Source organism: Nocardia sp. NRRL S-836 (assembly GCF_001279525.1).
Classification (GTDB): Bacteria; Actinomycetota; Actinomycetes; order Mycobacteriales; family Pseudonocardiaceae; genus Lentzea.
Genome location: NZ_LGDY01000173.1, coordinates 1 through 2,193, shown reverse-complemented (window position 1 = coordinate 2,193; position 2,193 = coordinate 1). Strand labels below are relative to the sequence as shown.

The following is a 2,193-nucleotide window of genomic DNA, read 5'->3' as shown; positions in this document are numbered from 1 at the left end:
CTCCTGCCCTCCGCACCGGTGGCGGCCCACGAAACCCCCGAACCACCCCGCCCCCGCCACCCCCGCCGCTGGTCGCTCGCCGCAGCGGCAGCCGCGGCCGCCATCGGCGTGGTGGCGTTCGTGGTGAACCTAGGCGGCGAAGAGGCCCCCGCCTCCCCACCGCAGGTCGCACCCGACCCGTCGACGCAGGTCATCACGGTGTCGGCGTCGACGGTGACCGTGGTGCACACGGCCGGCCAGTCGCCCCAGGCCGGCCAGTCCGGTCAGGCGGGCCAGTCCAGCCAGCCGGGGCAGACCGGCCAGCCGGGCGGCAACGGTCAGACGTCGCCGGATGATCCTGCTACTGCGCCGCCTGGGGTGACCACCACCGGGGTGGGGCCGACGGGCGGGACGTCGTCCGAGCTGGAGGCGACGAAGCAGCGGGGCAAGGACCGGGAGCGGACCACGCCGCAGAAGCCGTCGACGGGGCCGCGTACGTAACTCACGCCGCTGTCGGAGTTCGTGTTGCCGATGTGACTCGTGCTGCTGACGGAAGCCGCGCTGCTGACAGGGCTGGTGCCGCTGATGTGAGTGGCGTCCCATGTTGCGGTGCCGGTCCGCACCGCGTCTGGCACGTCATGCTTGATTCGCACCCTCGGCCCGTTGTCGCGCCTCGGCCCGTTGCCGCGCCTCAACTCGTGCCGCACCCAACCCTCGGCGCAACCGCCGCGAAGGGCTGGGTGCGGCACCGTCCTAAACCGCCGGGTCCGCCAACTCGGCGAACGGCAGGTCCGCGAGCTCACCCCGCAACGTGTCCAGGTCCTGGTAAACCGCCGACGCCCCGCTGTCGAACAGCTCGTCCTCACTGACCCCACCGGTCAGCATCCCGATCGACGGCAACCCGGCCCGCCGCGCGGCCTCGCAGTCCCACACCGAGTCGCCGATCATGACCGCCCGATCGCCCTTCACCTCACGCAGCGCAACCTGGAGCAGGTCCGGCGCGGGCTTGCTCTTCTCGACGTCGTCCGAGGTCGTCCACGCGACGTCACCGGGGTCGAGCAACTTGAGGTAGTGCTCGATGTGCTTGCTCTTGCCGGAACTGGCCAGCACCACCGAAAGCCCCATCTCGGTGGCCGCCCGCACCAGCCGATGCGCCCCCTCGAACGGCTGAATCTCATCGATCATCTCGTCGAAGTACCGCTCCCAGGCCGCGCGCAGGTCATCGCCGTGCTGCTGCTCGACGTGCTCGCCGGCAACGGCCGCGACCATCCGATCGCCACCCATACCGATCGCCCGGTGCACCCGCCATCCCGGCACCGTCACGTCCAGGCTGCGGAACGCGCGCAGCCACGCGACGGTGTGGTGGTAGTTGGTGTCGACCAGGGTTCCGTCCACGTCGAGGACCAGGGTGTTGCTCATGAAACGGGTTTGCCCGCGTCCCGACCTCGGCAAACCCCCGCGCCAACGACCACGGCGCACATCACGCCGCTACCGCGGGCGCTTCTGGCGGCACCGCGGGGCGAATGGCCGCGGCGCACATCACGCCACCACGGCAGGCGCTCGGGGACACCGCCGCGGCGAATGGCCACGGCGCACGTCACGCCGCCACGGCGGGCGCTCGGGGACACCGCCGCGGCGAATGGCCACGGCGCACGTCACGCCGCCACGGGGCGCTCTGGCGACACCGCGCGACGAGTGGCCACGGCGTACATCACGCCACCACCGCGCGTGTCCTGGCGGCACCGCGGGGCGAATGGCCGCGGCGCGCATCACGCCCCCCGTGGGCGCCTAGGCGGCACCGCCGCGGCGAATCCACCGGCATCCGCCGCGCTGCCGTTGTGGCGGGTTCACCGGCTCCGGCGCGTGATCACCGCCGCCGTCTCACCGGCTCCGGCGCGATCACCGCTGGCAGCTCACCGGCTTCCGCCGCGCGACCGCCGCTGGCAATCCCACGAACGGCCGCCGCGTGCAGGCCCGAGCGGCGACCTACCCGGCCGCCACCGCGGTGAGCCTACCGCCATCCCTGCCGCGCAGCCATCCCCGGTCGGCCACCGTGACACCCCCCAACCAACCTCACCGGCACCCACCGCATCACCACCCGTCCGCACCACACCAGCCGCCCCCCGCGTTTCCTCATTCGGGGCGGGCCAGACCTTCCAACCCGGACACCTCAACAGACGCCCCACCCCGGGAATCCGGACAAGCTTCACCCGT

Annotated in this window: 1 protein-coding gene and 1 pseudogene; one reads left to right on the top strand and one right to left on the bottom strand. The window is 72.5% G+C overall.

Annotated elements, in window-relative coordinates; all coding sequences use genetic code 11:
* Positions 1-480: pseudogene (locus ADL03_RS43675) on the top strand (hypothetical protein); the annotation flags it as partial.
* A gap of 252 nt (positions 481-732) precedes the next feature.
* Here the strand turns inward: ADL03_RS43675 and ADL03_RS43670 are convergent.
* Positions 733-1,398 carry an HAD family hydrolase gene (locus ADL03_RS43670; RefSeq protein WP_053739559.1) on the bottom strand — a complete coding sequence of 222 codons (666 nt, stop codon included), beginning with the start codon at positions 1,396-1,398 and terminating at the stop codon, positions 733-735.
* Positions 1,399-2,193: the final 795 nt, after the last annotated feature.